Annotated in this window: 12 protein-coding genes; 4 read left to right on the forward strand and 8 right to left on the reverse strand. The window is 74.4% G+C overall.

Going from position 1 to position 14286, the window contains the following annotated elements; genetic code table 11:
* Window positions 1–145: 145 nt before the first annotated feature.
* Together ACWDD9_RS41375 and ACWDD9_RS41380 are read right to left on the reverse strand one after the other, a co-directional pair.
* On the reverse strand, window positions 146–886 hold the full coding sequence (locus ACWDD9_RS41375; RefSeq protein ID WP_449814496.1) for an SOS response-associated peptidase: 741 nt from the start codon (window positions 884–886) through the stop codon (window positions 146–148).
* Between the two features lie 35 nt (window positions 887–921).
* Window positions 922–1728 (reverse strand): AraC family transcriptional regulator, encoded by an 807-nt coding sequence (locus ACWDD9_RS41380; RefSeq protein WP_449814497.1) that lies wholly within the window; start codon window positions 1726–1728, stop codon window positions 922–924.
* Between the two features lie 54 nt (window positions 1729–1782).
* On the opposite strand from ACWDD9_RS41380, the gene ACWDD9_RS41385 reads away from it, so the two are divergent.
* Together ACWDD9_RS41385 and ACWDD9_RS41390 are read left to right on the forward strand one after the other, a co-directional pair.
* The gene (locus ACWDD9_RS41385) at window positions 1783–3003 is read left to right on the forward strand and encodes an MFS transporter (RefSeq protein WP_449814498.1); all 1221 of its coding nucleotides are present in this window, start codon (window positions 1783–1785) and stop codon (window positions 3001–3003) included.
* Window positions 3004–3097: 94 nt separating this feature from the next.
* On the forward strand, window positions 3098–4150 hold the full coding sequence (locus ACWDD9_RS41390; protein ID WP_449814506.1) for an alpha/beta hydrolase family protein: 1053 nt from the start codon (window positions 3098–3100) through the stop codon (window positions 4148–4150).
* A 31-nt stretch (window positions 4151–4181) separates the two neighbouring features.
* On the opposite strand, the gene sigJ is transcribed toward ACWDD9_RS41390, so the two are convergent.
* Entirely contained in the window at window positions 4182–5171 is a 990-nt protein-coding gene (sigJ, locus tag ACWDD9_RS41395; RefSeq protein ID WP_449814499.1) for an RNA polymerase sigma factor SigJ, read from the reverse strand.
* A 91-nt stretch (window positions 5172–5262) separates the two neighbouring features.
* On the opposite strand from sigJ, the gene ACWDD9_RS41400 reads away from it, so the two are divergent.
* The gene (locus ACWDD9_RS41400) at window positions 5263–5712 is read left to right on the forward strand and encodes a hypothetical protein (protein WP_449814500.1); all 450 of its coding nucleotides are present in this window, start codon (window positions 5263–5265) and stop codon (window positions 5710–5712) included.
* Between the two features lie 8 nt (window positions 5713–5720).
* On the opposite strand, the gene ACWDD9_RS41405 is transcribed toward ACWDD9_RS41400, so the two are convergent.
* The 5 genes from ACWDD9_RS41405 to ACWDD9_RS41425 all read right to left on the reverse strand — a co-directional run bounded on the left by ACWDD9_RS41405 (window position 5721) and on the right by ACWDD9_RS41425 (window position 12466).
* Complete coding sequence (locus tag ACWDD9_RS41405) at window positions 5721–7817, reverse strand: alpha-galactosidase (RefSeq protein WP_449814501.1); 2097 nt, start codon at window positions 7815–7817, stop codon at window positions 5721–5723.
* A gap of 108 nt (window positions 7818–7925) precedes the next feature.
* Window positions 7926–10352 carry an RICIN domain-containing protein gene (locus ACWDD9_RS41410; protein ID WP_449814502.1) on the reverse strand — a complete coding sequence of 809 codons (2427 nt, stop codon included), beginning with the start codon at window positions 10350–10352 and terminating at the stop codon, window positions 7926–7928.
* A gap of 307 nt (window positions 10353–10659) precedes the next feature.
* Complete coding sequence (locus ACWDD9_RS41415; protein WP_449814503.1) at window positions 10660–11226, reverse strand: rhodanese-like domain-containing protein; 567 nt, start codon at window positions 11224–11226, stop codon at window positions 10660–10662.
* 89 nt (window positions 11227–11315) lie between these two features.
* The gene (locus ACWDD9_RS41420; RefSeq protein ID WP_449814504.1) at window positions 11316–12065 is read right to left on the reverse strand and encodes a sulfite exporter TauE/SafE family protein; all 750 of its coding nucleotides are present in this window, start codon (window positions 12063–12065) and stop codon (window positions 11316–11318) included.
* Window positions 12062–12466, reverse strand: coding sequence for a rhodanese-like domain-containing protein (locus tag ACWDD9_RS41425; RefSeq protein ID WP_449814505.1), 405 nt, complete (start codon window positions 12464–12466; stop codon window positions 12062–12064). Before ACWDD9_RS41425 ends, ACWDD9_RS41420 begins: the two co-directional genes overlap by 4 nt.
* A gap of 400 nt (window positions 12467–12866) precedes the next feature.
* Here ACWDD9_RS41425 and ACWDD9_RS41430 point away from each other — a divergent pair, with 400 nt between their 5' ends.
* Window positions 12867–14252 (forward strand): MBL fold metallo-hydrolase, encoded by a 1386-nt coding sequence (locus ACWDD9_RS41430; RefSeq protein ID WP_049649629.1) that lies wholly within the window; start codon window positions 12867–12869, stop codon window positions 14250–14252.
* Window positions 14253–14286: the final 34 nt, after the last annotated feature.

A 14286-nucleotide genomic window follows, 5' to 3' on the forward strand; every position in this document is an offset into this window, starting at 1 on the left:
TCTCAACGTGCTCTGGGCCCTCATACGCGACAGCCGCACCTTCGATGCAGTTGCGCCCAAGAACGCCGCCCCAGCGCAGTAAGGCAGTCACGAGGGGTCACCGCCCTGGCTTGACAACATCATTGGGAATCTCCCTGGTTCGGCCTCAGTCCGCCAGGCCCAGTGGGTCCGGGGCGGTGTCCAGCAGGTGGGGGCCGTTGTTGCGGACGCTGTTGACGGTGGTGGGGACGGCGCGGACGCGCAGGGCGTCGTCGGCGGGGCTGTGCAGCAGGTGGTGGAGTTCGGCGGGGTCGGTGTGGGCGGGGGAGAGCCAGGTGGCGAGGTCGTCGGGGGCGATGGTGAGGGGCATCCGGTCGTGGACGCGGCCGGCGGAGTCGGTGGCGTCGGTGGTGATGACGGTGGCGGTGGCCAGCCAGGCGAGCGGGTCGTCCTCGGGGCGGGTGGGGTCGCGCCAGAACTCGTAGAGGCCGGCCATCAGCATCAGGCCGCCGGTGCTGAGGAAGTAGGGCTGCTTGTACTTCTTCCGGTCGGCGGCGGGGACCTCGCGCCACTCGAAGTAGCCGTCGGCGGGGATCACGCAGCGGCGGGTGGTGAAGGCCTTGCGGAAGGCGGGCTTGGTGTCGACGGTCTCCGAGCGGGCATTGATCAGGCGGGCGCCGCCGGACGGGTCCTTGGCCCAGGACGGGACCAGGCCCCAGCGCAGCGGGCGCAGTTGGCGCAGCAGCTCGCCGGTGTCCCGGTCGACGCGTTCCAGGACGGCCGGGACCGGGTCGGTCGGGGCGACGTTCCAGCTCGGCGCGAAGGTCTCGGCCGGGTCCCACCGGAGCTCCCCGAGCAGGGAGACGAGGTCCTGGGGCGTGGTGGTGGAGACGAAGCGGCCGCACATGCCCCCAGCCTGCCACGCGGTACGGACAACGGCGTTCAGCGCGGCGCGCGCCCGCCCGGGGTGTGTCCGAAGGCGCGGCGGTACACGTCGATGAAGGCGCTGGCGGAGGCCCAGCCGCAGCGGTGTGCCACGGTGGTGACGGGCAGGCCCTCGGCGAGCAGCACCAGGGCGTGGTGCAGCCGCAGCTGGGTGCGCCACTGGGGGAAGGTCATGCCGAGGTCGGTGCGGAACAGCCGGGAGAGGGTGCGGTCGCTGGCGCCGACGGCGTGGCCGAGTTCGGCGAGCGTACGGCCGTCGGCCGGGTCGGCCTCCAGCAGCGCGCACAGGGCGCGGAGCAGGGGTGTGGCGGGGGTGGGGAGGTGGAGCGGGCTCTGCGGGGAGGCGCGCAGCTGGTCGAGCAGGACGGCGCGCAGCCGGGTGCGTTCGGGGGTGTCCTGGTCGGGGGTGCGGGTGTAGGCGACGATCAGTTCGCGCAGCAGCGGGCCGACGGCGAGGACGGTCGGGCGGTCCAGGCCGAGCGGGTTGTCGGCGGCGGGCAGGCCGACCAGGTGGAGTTCGAGTTCGCCGTGGGCCTGGTGGGCGTGGACGGTGCCGGCCGGGATCCACAGCGCGCGGTCGCCGGGGGCGACCCAGGAGCCGGCGTCGGTGGTGATGCCGACCACGCCCCGGGCGGCGTAGGCGATCTGGTGGTCGTCGTGCCGGTGCGCGTCGATGGCGCCGCCGGAGGGCAGCAGGCGGGTCTCGGTCGACGCGACGGGAGTGTGGCGCGAGGCGACGGGTGTATGGCGCGACGCGACGGGTGTACGGCGCGAGGCGACGGGATCGTGGCGGATTCTCGGCATCGGATGGCAGGTTATCGGAAGTCCGACAGCGGGTGCGGGCCCGAGGCTGGCGGCATGCCGAAACGATCCTCCGACCGAAGGTCGATCCTCCTGCTCTCCGTCGGGCACTCCTGTGTGGACGTCTACCAGGGCGCGGTGGCGGCCCTGGTGCCGTTCTTCGCGGCCGAGCGCCACTACGGCTACGCCGCCGTGTCCGGGGTGGTGCTCGCCGCCTCGCTGCTCTCCTCGGTGGCGCAGCCGCTGTTCGGGGCGCTCACCGACCGCCGGCCGCTGCCCTGGCTGCTGCCGGTCAGCACGCTGCTGGGCGGCGCGGGCATCGCGCTCAGCGGGGTGGGCGGCTCGTACGGGCTGACGCTGGCCTTCGTGGCGCTGTCCGGGGTCGGGGTGGCGGCCTACCACCCGGAGTCGGCCCGGGTGGCCCGGCTGGCGGCGCGGCGGGCGGTGGACGGGCGGCGCGGCCTGGGCACCCACCGGGGGATGGCCTGGTTCTCGCTGGGCGGCAACCTGGGCTTCGCCGCCGCCCCGCTGCTGGTCGCGGCCGTGGTGGGGACGGGCGGGCTGCGGCTGACCCCGCTGCTGGCGCTGCCCGCGCTCGCGGGCGCCGCGCTCTGCCTGCCGGTGCTGCGCGAGCTGGAGCGGCGGCGGGCGGCCGGGGAGGCGCGCGAGCCGGTTCCGGGGGCCGACGACCGGGCGGCCTTCGTGCGGTTGTCGCTGGCGGTGGTCTGCCGCTCGGTCGCGTTCGTCGGGCTGAGCACCTTCCTGTCGCTGTTCACCACCCAGCGCCTGGGCGGCGGTGCGGCGGCGGGCACGGCGGCGCTGGTGGTGCTGTACGCGGGCGGCGCGGTGGGCTCGGTGCTGGGCGGCGCGCTGGCGGACCGGTGGGGGCGGGTGGCGGTGGCCCGCTGGTCGTACCTGGTGGCGGCGGTCGCGGTGGCCGGGGTGCTGCTGGTGCCGGGCCCGGCGCTGTACCTGTTCGTGGCGCTGACCTCGGCGGGCCTGTACGTGCCGTTCTCCCTGCAGGTCACGCTGGGGCAGGACTACCTGCCGTCGCGGATCGGTACGGCGAGCGGGATCACCCTCGGGCTGACGGTGAGCGTCGGCGGGCTGGCGAGCCCGGTGATCGGCGCTCTCGCGGACGCGACCTCGCTGCGTACGGCGCTGCTGCCGCTGGTGCTGATGCCGGTGCTGAGCTGGGCGCTGTTCCGGACGCTGCCGGAACCGGTGGTGACGGAGCCGGTGGCTCCCGAGGCCGGGACGGCGCCGGTCGGGCGGTGACCGCCTCCGGGTAGGCGGCGGGAAAGACGATCACCTCATTGTGTTCATATCTGCTACGGTCGTTTTCGAAACGAACGATTGATGGGTGAACGCTATGAAGATGTTCGGCAGGCGCCGGTGGCTCTGGGGCTCACTGCTGTCCGTGGCCGTGCTGCTGGCCGGCGCGGGCGGCTGGGTGGTCTACCAGAACGACTACGACCTCACGGAGGAGCGGGTCACCGTCACCGGCGGCAGGCAGCCGCTCCAGGGCGTCCTGGCCCGCCCCACCGGCGGCCACGGGCCGTACGGACTGGTGGTCTTCGTCCACGGCGACGGGCCCGTGGACGCCACCCACGACACCTTCTACCGGCCGCTCTGGGAGGCCATGGCGAAGGCCGGGTACGCGACGCTGTCCTGGGACAAGCCCGGCGTCAACAACGCCCCCGGCGACTGGCTGGACCAGAGCATGCAGGACCGCGTCGACGAGACCCTCGCCGCGATCCGCTGGGCGAAGGCCCAGCCCGGGATCGACCCGAACCGGATCGGGCTCTGGGGCGCCAGCCAGGCCGGCTGGGTGATGCCCAAGGCCGCCCGGCAGTCCCCGGACGTCAGGTTCGTGATCGCCGTCGGCACCGCCGTCAACTGGCTCCAGCAGGGCCGCTACAACCTGCTCGCCGAGCTGGGGGAACGGCACGCCTCGCCCGCGGAGACCGCGGCCGCCGTCGCCCGCAGCGACCGCAACCTGGCCGCCCTGCGGGCCGGTTCGACCTTCGAGGAGTACCGGGCCGCCGGCGGCGACGTCGACGGGCTGACCCCCGAGCGCTGGGCGTTCAACAAGCGCAACCACCTCTCCGACGCCACCGAGGACCTCGCCGCCCTCCGGGTGCCGGTGCAGCTCGTCCTCGGCGGCCGGGACGTCAACGTCGACAGCGACGACACCGAGGCCGCCTACCGCCGCCTCGTCACCACCCCGGGCCTGCTCCACGTCCTGCGCTTCCCGGACTCGACCCACAACATGGTGCCCAAGGACGTCGAGGACTCCGAGCTGCGCAGCACCTTCCTCGCCGTCGCCGCACCGCGCTCGCTGTTCACCCCCGGCTACCTCGACGGCATGCGGGACTTCCTGTCCTCGCTCGACCCGGCCTCGCCCGACCATCCGAAGGGCTGACCCGCGACGAAACGTGGAGCTGTAGGACCACTCAGCGGCCGTGCGGTTCGCGCTCCGGGTCAAGGCCCGGCTCGTACGCGGTCCAAGGGCGCAGCTTCTCCGGGTTGCGGACCGCCCAGACGCGGGTGATCCGGCCGTCGGCCAGGTCGAAGGCCGCCACCGTCGCGGTGCGGCCGCCGAGCCGGGCGACCAGGCCGGGGCGGCCGTTGACGGTCCGTTCGAGGAGGGTGAGCCCGGGGGCGAGGTCGGCGAAGTGGACCAGGTACCGGGCGATCCGCTCGCCGCCCACCACCGGGCGCAGGGCGGCGCCGGCCAGGCCGCCGCCGTCGGCGGTCATCGTGGCGTCGGGGGCGAGCAGGCCGACCAGGGCCGCGATGTCCCGGGCCTCCCAGGCCCGTTTGAAGTCCCGTACCAGCCCGGCCTGGGTGCCCGTCGGGGTCGCCGGGGCCTGGGCGGCCCTGATCCGGCGGCGGGCGGAGGAGGCCAGCTGGCGGCAGGCCGCCGGGGTGCGGCCGACGATCCCGGCCACCTCGGGGAAGGGGTAGCGGAAGACGTCGTGCAGGATGAACGCCACCCGCTCCGCCGGGGTCATCGCCTCCAGGACGACCAGGAAGGCCATGGTCACCGACTCGTCCAAGGTGACCCAGTCCGCGGGATCGGCCGGCCTGCCGTCGGTCGGGCCGCCGATCCACTCGCCGCGGTCGGGCAGCGGCTCGGGCAGCCACTCGCCGACGTAGCGCTCGCGCCGGGCCCGCGCCGACCCGAGCTGGTCCAGGCAGATCCGGCCGGCCACCGTGGACAGCCAGGCACCCGGCGAGGCGATGGCCTCCTGCTGCTCCCGGGACAGCGCGTACCACCGGGCGTACGTCTCCTGCACCGCGTCCTCGGCCTCGGCCAGCGAACCGAGCAGCCGGTAGGCCAGGTTGATCAGCTGCCGCCGCTCGCCGACGACCACGCCCGGATCCGGTACGGAGGGGGTGCTCACGGTCGGGGCCGCTCCCCGGGTCTGCTCGTCCGTCATGGACCCTCGCCTCACACTTCGCCGGCCTGTCTCGTCGGATGACCGGGACACTATCGATCAGCTGCCGCGAGGCAGAAGAGGGGAGCGCGTCATGGCCATCGGAACGACGGCGGAGGCGGCCACGGGCACCAGGGGCACCACGGACACGGCGGCGGGGCTGCGCGCCCACACCTTCCTCCGGGCCTCCGTGGCGCTCCAGACCGTGGCGGTCCTCTTCCAGGCGGTCACGGCCGGGCTGCTGCTCTCCACCTCCTACGGCGAGACGCTGCACAGCGTCGGCGCGCGCGTGATGTACGGGTCCTCGATGCTGTACCTGCTCGCCGCCGTCCTGGCCTGGCGGCCCGGCGGCGGCTCGCCCCGTCCGGTCCTGTACGCCACCGGGTTCCTGGTGCTGGCCTCGGCGCAGGTCGTGCTGGGCCTCGCGCACGTGCCGTCGGTCCACGTCCCGCTGGGCGTGGCCGTCTTCGGGCTGAGCGTGGCGGTACTGGTCCGGATGCCGGCCGTCCGCGCCACGCGGCGGACGGCCGGCACGAGGGGCTGAGCGGGCCCTCAGGACCCGAGGGTCCAGCGCTGGCCGGTGGCCGGGCGGGTGGTGACGGGGGTGCCGGCGGTGCCGGCGCCCCCGTCGAGGGCGAGGCCGGTGGCGACGTTGGTGACGGTGACGGAGCCGGTGGCCTGGTCCTGGGTCAGCTTCCACTCCTGCCAGGGGTTGCCGGGCGACAGGTCGAGCAGGTAGGCGCTGTCACCGGCCGAGGCCCCGGCGGAGAGCACGGTGTGCCGGTGGGTGCCGGTGGCGCAGTTGTCGCTGATCCGGACGGTCCCGTCGGGGTTGCCGGTGAAGGTCCACTGCTGCGCCGGGTCGCCGGGGCGCGCGGGCTCCAGGTCGGTGATCGAGCCGAGCGGCGCGGTGCAGGAGCCGAGCAGGGACAGCGCGAGGCCGCCGCTGCTCAGGGAGTGGTACGCACCGTCGTCGACCACGCCGGACGGCCCGCCGGTGCCCTGCTTGGCGAGCCGGTAGAGGGCCGCGCCGTGCGGCGGGAGGGAAGCGCTGATCGGACCGGTGACGGTCGAACCCGCGCCCGTCCACAGCTCCTTGGCCTGGTAGCCGGAGCCGCCGAGGCCGAGTTCGGCGAGGCTGGTGGCGACGGTGCGGCCGGCCGACGGGTCCTGGTTGACCAGCAGCACGGCGGTGTCGCCGTTGGCGAGCTGCCGCTTGAGGACCACCGGGGCGTGCCCGTCGGCCGGCTTGGCGCCGACCAGGGTGGCGGGCTTCGCCAGGCCGTCCTGGTCGACGGCGATGACCTCCTTGTTCTTCAGGATCGCCAGGCTGGTGTCGTTGATCCCGGTGGACCAGGTGTAGCCGTCCGCGCTGTGCTGCGACTGCGCGGCGGTGCGCAGGTCGGCGCCGGAGATCATCGGCGCGGCGAGCATGGCGAGGACCGAGGCCTCCGTCCGCGACTCGTCGTCGGTGAAGGGCTTGTGGCAGGTGCAGGTGTCGGTGGTGCCCCACAGGCCGTAGACGTCCTGCCAGCCGGTGAACATCATGTCCAGGTCGTTCCAGCTGCCCGGGCGGACGTTGCCCGGGTACTGCAGCGCGGTCTGCAACTGCCCGTTCCAGAGCACCCCGTCGAGCTCGCTGTCCCGGTCGCCGCCGATCCGGCAGAGGTTGGCGACCTGGCCGCACCAGATGCCGGTGGGCGCGTAGCCGGGGGCGTGGAAGGGGGCGGTCCCGGCGGCCTGGACCACCGGGTCGGTGCGGGCCGGGTCGTCGGCGGCGAGCAGGTACGGGACCCCGCTGTGGACGGGCTGGGCGGAGACGCTGAGGGTGACCTTGGGCTTCCCCTGGGCGGCGGAGGCCGCGTCCAGCGCGTGCTGGAAGGTCTGCACCCGGGCGTAGATGGAGCGGGTCAGCTCCTTGCCCTCGCCCTGGGTGTAGTAGTTGTGCCCGTCCGGGCCGATGATCTGCGGGCCGTACGGGCAGTCGTCGTACTTGACGAAGTCGACGCCCCAGGAGACGAAGTCGGCGGCGTCGGTGGACTCGTGGCCGAGGCTGCCGGGGTGCATCTGGCAGGTGAGGTAGGTGTCGGTGGCGTAGAGGCCGAACTTCATGCCCTTGCTGTGCGCGTACTGGGCGAGGTACGCGATGCCGTTGACGGTGTGGCCGTCGACGGTCCGCTCGGGAAAGTGGTCGGGGCGCGGGACCAGGTGGCCGGAGGTGGGGTCGTTGCCGGTGCCGTCGGTGCCGCTGACCGGGTTGCCGGCGTTGTCGTACAGCTGGAGGCCGCCGTCGGCGTTGCGGACCAGGTCGGAGCTCTGGCCGTCGCGGTGCCAGAGCGACCAGCCGTCGTCGATGGTGACGGTGTCGTAGCCGGCCGCGACCAGGCCGTTGGCGGTCATGAAGTCGATGGTCTGGACGACCTGCTCCTGGGTGACCTCGGTGCCGAGGGAGTTCCAGGAGTTCCAGCCCATCGGCGGGGTCAGGGCGTTGCCGTTGCCGAGGCTGGGGCCGGTGCCGATCGCGGTGGGGGTGGGGGTGGGGGTGGCGGTGGCGGGAGCGGCCGTGCCGAGGCCGACGGCTCCGAGGCCGGCGGTCGCGAGGGCGAGGGAGAGCAGGGATGCCGCGACACGGCGGCGGGTTCGGCGCATGAGCGCCCTCCTGAGGGGTGGGGGATGGTGAGATGACGAACCGTCAGGAAGCGAGGGGGTGCGGCCGGCCGGGTGGGGCCGGCCGGCCGCGGTTGTGCTGTGTGGGGGTCAGTCGGTGACGGTCGCGGTCGCGGAGCGTCCGGGCGCGAGGGTCACGGTGATGGAGGTGTAGGTCGTGCCGTCGACGGTCGTGGTGCGGGCCTCCCGCTGCTCGCCGTCGACGGTGGCGTGGGCGTGCTGACCGGGGAAGCGGGCCTCCCAAGTAACAGGCTCCGTACCGGTGTTGGTGACGGTGCTGCGCTGCGCGCCGTCGTGGCGGACGGTCACCGTGCCGCCGCCCACCGGGATGCCCGCGACCTGGAGCCAGCCCATCGAGGCGGGCAGCTGCGGGGTGGTGGAGAGCGCGTGGCCGGCGGCGTCGGGGGTGACGCCGAGCAGGCCCTGGACGGTCTGGGCGAGCAGGGTGAACGGGACCTCGGGGTAGTCGCCGTTCAGCATCGCGCCGCTCACGTGCGGCTCGCCGACGCTCTCGTAGACGTGCCGCATCCACTTCCAGGCGGTGCTGCCGTCGTGGTTGGCGAAGAAGGCGTCCGGCAGGTAGGTGTAGGCCTCCAGGTTCGCCGAGCGCTCCGGGCCGGAGTCGGCGGCGTCGATGGCGGCGAGCTGGGCGTCCCGGCGCGGGCCCGGGTCGAGCAGCCCCTTGACCGGCATCAGCACGCTCGCCTCGTAGCCCCAGCCGGTGATCGGCTTGCCGGCGGTGTCGTAGCCGTGGACGACCTCGCCGGGCTGCGAACCGTCCACGCTCCAGGTGGAGTTGACGTACGTGCGCAGCTGCTCGGCGGCCTTCCGGTAGCCGGCGGCGGAGGCGGCGTCGCCCCGGGCGTCGGCCAGCGCGGCGGCGGAGAGGTAGGCCTGGTACTGGGCGCCGACCGCGTCCCCGGCCTCGGCGTAGGTGCGGGTGGCGTTCTCGGCGTAGCTGGCGGTGCCGGCGAAGATGCTGCGGCTGGTGGCCTGCGGGATCGGCACCCCGCCGTTGTCGACCGGGCCGGGGCGGGCGGCGATGAACGGGCCGAGCGTGTTGCGCACGTACCGGCCCAGGCCCGGGTCCTCGGCGTAGTCGCGGTCGCCGGTCCAGCGGTAGGCCTCGCCGGCCTGCTGGACGAGTTCGAACGGCGCGGGCAGCTCGCGGACGAAGCGGTCGGGGCTCCGGTAGTCGATGGCGCCGTAGCTGCGGGCGTCGAAGTTGAGCGCCCAGACCGGGTAGAGCTTGTTGACCTCGGTGGCCGAGGCCGCGAAGCCGCGCAGCATGGTCTTGTTCTCGGCGTCCAGGCCGAGCAGGTGGGCGCCGACCAGCTGGTGGGCGAAGTCGCGGCTGTAGAAGGCGGAGCGGAACGGGTAGCCGGCCCAGTAGGTGGCGTCGTAGGTGGTGGTGCCGGTGCCGCCGGGGTGGTTCTCGTCCTGGTCGAGCACGCCGGTGGCGCCGGCCTGCTGCACCCAGCTGTTGGCCTTGGCCTTGGCCCAGTCGAAGAGGGCGACGGCCTCGGGGTCGGAGGAGCTGATCACCGGGTCGTTGGGGGCGGCCGGGGCGACGGCGGCGTCGTCCACGTTGATCCAACCCGTGGGGGAGGAGCCGATGGTGAGGGTCAGCCGGTCGCCGGGGGCGACCCGGACCCGGAGGAGGGTGTACTTCGCGTAGAGGGACTGCTCGGGCAGCGGGAGGGAGCGCACCACGGTGCCGTTGACGCTCACCGAGAGGCTGCCGCCGGCGCCGCCCGTCGCGATCCAGGCGGACAGGTCGTAGCTGCCCGCGGTGACGGCGGTCACCTGCTGGCTCACCGCGTAGCCGGGGCCGGCGTCGAGGTAGGCGAGGCGGGTGCCGCCGTGCGGGTTGTTGGTGGCGGTGCCGGTGTGGGGGGTGAAGGTCCAGCCGCCGGAGGTGCTGCGGGCGGTGGCGGCGCCGTTCGTGCCGTTCGTCCCGCTCGTACCGTTCGTGCCGCTCTGCTCGAAGCCGGGGTCGGCGAGGACCAGCGGCTCGGTGCGGGTGAGCGTCCAGCGGTGGGCGGGGCGGTTGTCGCAGTGGTGGGCCACCGGGGCCGGGTCGGCGGTCAGGCAGCCGCCGGTGCCGCGGGTGGTGAGGGTGTAGGTGCCCTGCGGCGCGCGGGAGACGGTGAAGCGTTCGGCCTCGGGGGAGCTGCCGCAGTCGGCGGTGGCGGGGCGGCGGTCCGGGCCGCCGAGGGTGAGGCAGCGGCCGCTGGCGGCGTTGACCAGCAGGTAGTCGGTGCCGGCGCGGCGCAGCTGCCAGCGCTGGCTGAGCAGCCGCCCGCAGGCGGCGCCGACCACCGGGGTGCCGGGGGCGGGCTGGGCGTACTGCGGGCCGAGGCAGCTGCCGTCCAGGGCGGAGCCGAGGAGGTAGCCGCCGCCGTCGACGAGCGGCGTTCCGGCGGCCGCCAGGGCCGGGGCGGCGCCGAGGGCCTGGGCGGCGAGGACGGCCAGGAGGGCGAGACCGGTGGGTAAGGCGCGGGGGCGGGGCGGCATGGCGGAGCTACCTCCGGTCGGGTGGCGGGGCGATGGCGTTTGAACGTTCAAATCGGATGGGTGGTGTGCGTTACGATGCATCGCATGTGATGGGTGACATTTCACATGGTGGGCTCGGCCACGTCAACGGGATGCGCGGTGACGGCTTCCGGGAGACAGCTGGGAGAAGAGGTGAAGGCCCCTGCCCGACGGGGGTGGGCAGTGGCCTTCACGATCTGGGAACGGTCGCGGTCCGGGCCTCGTGACGGTCGGGGCCCGGCCCGCGACCGGGCTCAGTGGCCCGAGGGTCTCAGCGCTTAGGCTGGGCTCAGCGCGTCAGGGCCGCGAGCGTCTCGTCCAGGCTCGGCGTGCCGGGGCGGGGCCGGTTGTACGGGAGCTTGGAGAGCATCGAGCCCATCGCGCAGGTGTTGGTCAGCGCGGAGAAGGCCAGCCCGCCGCCGACGGCGGCGGAGACCCAGCGGGCACCCGGCAGGGCGAGGTCGACCAGCACGCCGGCCAGCACCAGCGAGCCGGCCACCAGGCGGACCTGGCGGTCCAGCGCCCACACCCGGCGGGCGCCGGCCACCTGGTCCAGCGGCCGCCCGGCGCTCGCCCAGGCGTTGGTGCCACCGGCCAGGGTGAGGGTCGGGATGCCGGCGTCGGCCAGCACGCGGCAGGCGTTGTCGGCGCGCGGCCCGGCGGCGCAGACCACGGCGATCTCGCCGTGCCCGGCGGCCTCGCGCAGCGCGGGCAGGGCGCGGTCGAGCTGGTCGAGCGGGACGTTCAGGGCGCCGGGGATGTGGCCGGCGGCGTACTCGCCGGGGGAGCGGACGTCGATGAGGGTGAGCAGGCCGAGGCGGGGCTGGAGCTGCTCGACGGTCAGCGGCGTGGTCATGGGAGTGGGGGGTCCTCTCGGGAAGGGGTGTCGGTGCGGTGCGGTGCGTGTGGTGCGGGGAGGGTTCGGGGGTCGGCTCGCCGGGGTGATCAGCTCACCGTGGTGATGAGCATCAGCGCGGCGACGGCGAGCAGGGCGATGGCGAAGGCCTTCTGGAGGGTTCGCCCGCTGAGCTTGTCGGCCAGCCGCTTGCCGTCCCAGGCGCCGAGGATCGCGGCCCCGGTGAAGGGGGCGGCCACGGCCCAGTCGATCGCCCCGGCCGAGCCGTGGCGGGGCAGCAGGGCGGCGAGCGAGTTGGCGGTGATGACCAGCAGGCTGGTGCCGACGGCCTCGGCCATGGTGAAGGCGAGCACCGAGACCAGGGCCGGTACGGCGAGGAAGCCGCCGCCGACACCGAGCAGTCCGGTGACGGCGCCGAGCCCGGCGCCCGCCGCCGTGGAGCGGCCGACTCCGGCGGCGGAACGTTCCTGCGCGTTCTTCGCGGGCGGCTTCAGCATCCGCCACGCCGCGAGCGCCGCCAGCACCGAGAAGGCACCGGTCAGCAGCGCGCCCGGCAGATGGGCGGACAGCGCCCCGGCGGCCATGGCGGCGGGCAGTCCGGCGGCGGCGAACAGCGCGCCGGTGCGCCAGCGGACCCGGCCCGCCCGGGCGTGGGCGAGCAGCCCGGTCAGCGAGGTCGCGGCGACGATCACCAGGCTGGCCGTGGTGGCCAGCGCCGGGCTGAAGCCCAGCAGGTAGACCAGGGCGGGGACGGCGAGCATGCTGCCGCCGCCGCCCAGCCCGCCCAGGGCGAGCCCGACCACCGCACCGGCGGCGAGCGCCAGGATCAGCGTGGTCATATCACATGCCCGGCGCCGCCGTCGGGCGTGGTGACCGGCAGCCCGGCCAGCGCCCAGGCGCCCATGCCGCCGACCACGTTCAGCGCCTCGACGCCGCGCTGTGCGAGCAGCTCCGCCGCGCGCTGGGAGCGGTTGCCGGAGCGGCAGATCGCCAGCACGGTCCGCCCGGCCGCCTCGGTCGGCAGCGGGACACCGGCGGCCAGCCCGATCAACGGCTGGTGCAGCGCGCCGGGGGCGTGTCCGGCGGCGAACTCGGCGGCCTCCCGGACGTCCAGCAGGACGGCGGTGCCGGTGCGGGCGAGCTCGTGGGCCTCGGCGGGGGTGGTCCGCCCGGGGGCGCCCGGTCCGTGGGCGTCGGGCCGGCGGGGGTGGGGCCCGTGGGCGTGCGGCAGCAAGGGCATGAGGTGTCTCCAGTGGTGCAGACCGGACCGCAGTGGTCCGGCGGGTCGGGGGGCGGCGCGGGCGTCCGTACGGGCCCGGTGGCCCGGTGCGGGTGGTGTGCCGGGTGCGTGGCATGACCGGTGCGTCCTCGGTCCCGCCGGTACCTGGCCCGTACCTGGCTCGGCGGCGGTGGCCGGCCCCTCGGTGCCTCACCATAGTACCCCCGGGGGTATTATCGAAATCGTTCGGCGATACCCCGACCCGTATCGGCTCAGGTAGCCGTATGCTCGCAAATATACCGAGGGGGGGTATTGGAGCGGCACTGCGGCGCCCGACACCGCCCAGGCCTACGAGCCGCCCACCCCCCCCGCACCGCCCGGCCCCGAGCCCCCAGTCCTATGCCGCCCAGGAAGGTCCCCCGTGTACTTCGCCCAGTTCTACCTCGACTGCCTCTCCCAGGCCTCGTACCTGATCGCCGACGAGCGCACCGGCCAGGCCGTGATCGTCGACCCCCGCCGGGACGTCGACGAGTACCTCGCCGACGCCACAGCACGCGGCCTGACCGTCGTCGGCGTCATCAACACCCACTTCCACGCCGACTTCCTGGCCGGCCACCTCGAACTGGCCGACCGCACCGGCGCCTGGATCGGGTACGGGCGCCGCGCGGAGACCGACTACCCCATCCGCCACCTCACCGACGGCGAGCGGATCGAGCTCGGCGACGTCACCCTGCAGATCCTGGAAACCCCCGGGCACACGCCCGAGTCGATCAGCATCCTGGTCTTCGAGCAGCCCGACGACACCGTCCCGTACGGCGTGCTCACCGGGGACGCGCTGTTCATCGGCGACGTCGGCCGCCCCGACCTGCTCGCCTCGGTCGGCGTCACCGCCGCCGAACTCGGCGCGATGCTCTACGACAGCGTGCACCGCAAGCTGATGGGCCTGCCCGACGAGACCCTCGTCTTCCCCGCCCACGGCGCCGGCTCGGCCTGCGGCAAGAACCTCTCCACCGACCGCCAGTCCACCATCGGCGCGCAGCGACTGACCAACTACGCCTGCCAGCCGATGGACCAGGACACCTTCGTCCGCATCGTCACCGCCGGCCAGTCCGCCGCCCCCGCCTACTTCGGGCACGACGCCGCCCTCAACCGGCAGGACCGCCCGCTGCTCGACCGCACGAACGCCACCCGCCCCCTGTGCCCCGAAGGCTTCAGGGAGGCCCGCACCGCGGGCGCCGTCGTCCTCGACGCCCGCAGCCCCCAGGACTTCGGCGCGGGACACCTGCGCGGCGCCGTCAACGTCCCCGTCGACGGCCGCTTCGCCGAACAGGCCGGCACCGTCCTCACCCCCGACAGCACCATCGCGATCATCGCCCCGCAGGACCGCGAGGACGAGGTCGTCACCCGCCTCGCCCGCATCGGCTTCGACCACATCGCCGGCTACCTGCGCAACCCCGACAACGCCCTGCCCGCCCTCGCCGACGACCTCACCCCCGCCAGCCGCCTCACCGCCGACCAGCTCCGCAGCGCCCTCACCGCCGAACAGCCGCCCACCGTCCTGGACGTGCGCACCTGCGGCGAACGCGAAACGGGCTTCATCGAAGGATCCCTGCACATCACCCTGGCCGAACTCCCCGGCCGCCTGGACGAGATCCCCACCGACCGCCCCCTGGTCGTCCACTGCGCCAGCGGCCACCGCTCCTCCATCGCCGCCAGCCTGCTGCGCCACCACGGCCACCCCGACGTCTCCGACCTCCTCGGCGGCTACGGCGCCTGGCACGCCCTCACCCACCCCGCCCAGGCCTGACCCCAGCCGACCCGGCCAACCCCGTCCGGGCCAC

The organism is Kitasatospora sp. NPDC001119 (genome assembly GCF_053598475.1).